Origin of the sequence: Pseudanabaena biceps PCC 7429, from assembly GCF_000332215.1 — a bacterium.
In the GTDB taxonomy this organism is placed as follows: Bacteria; Cyanobacteriota; Cyanobacteriia; order Pseudanabaenales; family Pseudanabaenaceae; genus Pseudanabaena; species Pseudanabaena biceps.
Genome location: NZ_ALWB01000421.1, coordinates 1 through 1,563 on the forward strand (window position 1 = coordinate 1; position 1,563 = coordinate 1,563).

Annotated in this window: 1 protein-coding gene; it reads left to right on the plus strand. The window is 40.2% G+C overall.

Annotated features, from left to right (window positions below):
* Positions 1–375: 375 nt before the first annotated feature.
* On the plus strand, positions 376–1,428 hold the full coding sequence (locus PSE7429_RS22890) for an RNA ligase (RefSeq protein WP_009629790.1): 1,053 nt from the start codon (positions 376–378) through the stop codon (positions 1,426–1,428).
* Positions 1,429–1,563 lie beyond the last annotated feature (135 nt).

The following is a 1,563-nucleotide window of genomic DNA, read 5'->3' on the forward strand; positions in this document are numbered from 1 at the left end:
TGCTGTCGCCGCAGTCATTAATTACTTAAATTTGTATTGTAATTTGTATTTGATTATAGCGGGTTTCAGTTTACCTACGGCAAACTGAAACCCGCTATATTATTTATAGCGATCGCTAAGTGGACTAGGACATAAACCCCAAGCCCTGATTGGCGGTGCAGACAACGCTAATCAATTCTTGGGGTTTGATTTGTCCTAAGACAAGTGAATGTAGCTAAGTATCTGCTAAGTATCTGGGCATAATTAAAAACCAGAATCAAGCCCTGTAGCGCACGCTGTGCGTACGCTACAGGTTTTGGATTTTTATATTTAATTGCGCCTAGCTACTTATAAAAACTTAAATCAATAACCTTAAATCAATTGCAAAGATATAGAATGAGCGACATCAATTTGGAGAAAGTCGAGCAACTAGTTGTTGAAGGATATATCACCAAACGTCCTCATTCAAGTGGTGAACTCTTCATTTACAATTACACGGCAAAGGCTCAGTACGATCGCCTATGGACATCGGAGACTATGCAATGCCGAGGCTTGATTTTAGATCGCAATGGGGCGATTGTTGCCAGACCTCTACCCAAGTTTTTCAATCTGCAAGAACATCAAGAGGCATTACCCGCAGAACCATTTCATGTTTACGAGAAGCTTGATGGTTCGCTAGGGATTTTGTATTGGTATAACGAGCAACCATATATTGCCTCTAGGGGCAGCTTTAACTCTGACCAAGCAGTTAAAGCCAATGACATATTACAGAATCTTTACAAAGCAGTAATTCCTTCCCTAGATAGATCGCTCACCTATTTATTTGAGATTATCTATCCATCAAATCGCATTGTTGTAGATTATGGAAACTACGAAGCTTTAGTTCTATTGGCTGTAATTGAGACAGAATCAGGTCGAGAGCATGAGATTGAGTCCTATGGACATTTAGGATTTCCGATCGCCAAAAGATACGATGGGTTAAAGGATCTTGCCTCGATCGCTGCGCTCAACAATCAAAATCAAGAGGGTTTTGTGATTCGATTTGCGAGTGGGTTAAGGCTTAAGTTTAAGTTTGCCGATTATGTAAAGTTACATCGGGTGCTTACTCAAGTTACCAGCAAAGTAATCTGGGAAATGCTACGCGATCGCACTCCCTTTGAGAATATTTTAGAGCGCGTTCCCGATGAATTTTACAATTGGGTCAAGGAAACTAAAGCTTCTCTAATTAATCAGTATCAACAAATTGAGAATGCGGCAAAGGCTGATTTTGAGAGAATTATTGCCACCGTAGATCGGCGCGATCGCAAGGAAATGGCAAAGCATATTTTAACTTGTCAGAATCACACAATTTTATTCTCTTTATTAGATGGGAAGGACTATAGTGATTACATTTGGCGAACTATCAAGCCTGCTCACGAAAAACCATTTATGGACAATGATGATAATTAAGATAATTGGTGGTGCTTCGCGCCACCAATCATCTCTTTATGTCCTAAGCAAAACTTTCATTGTTATATAGCGGTAGCCAGTTATGTTAGAACGAACCCAAAACCCAAAATAGAGTTGCGGCGCGAAGCGCCGCAA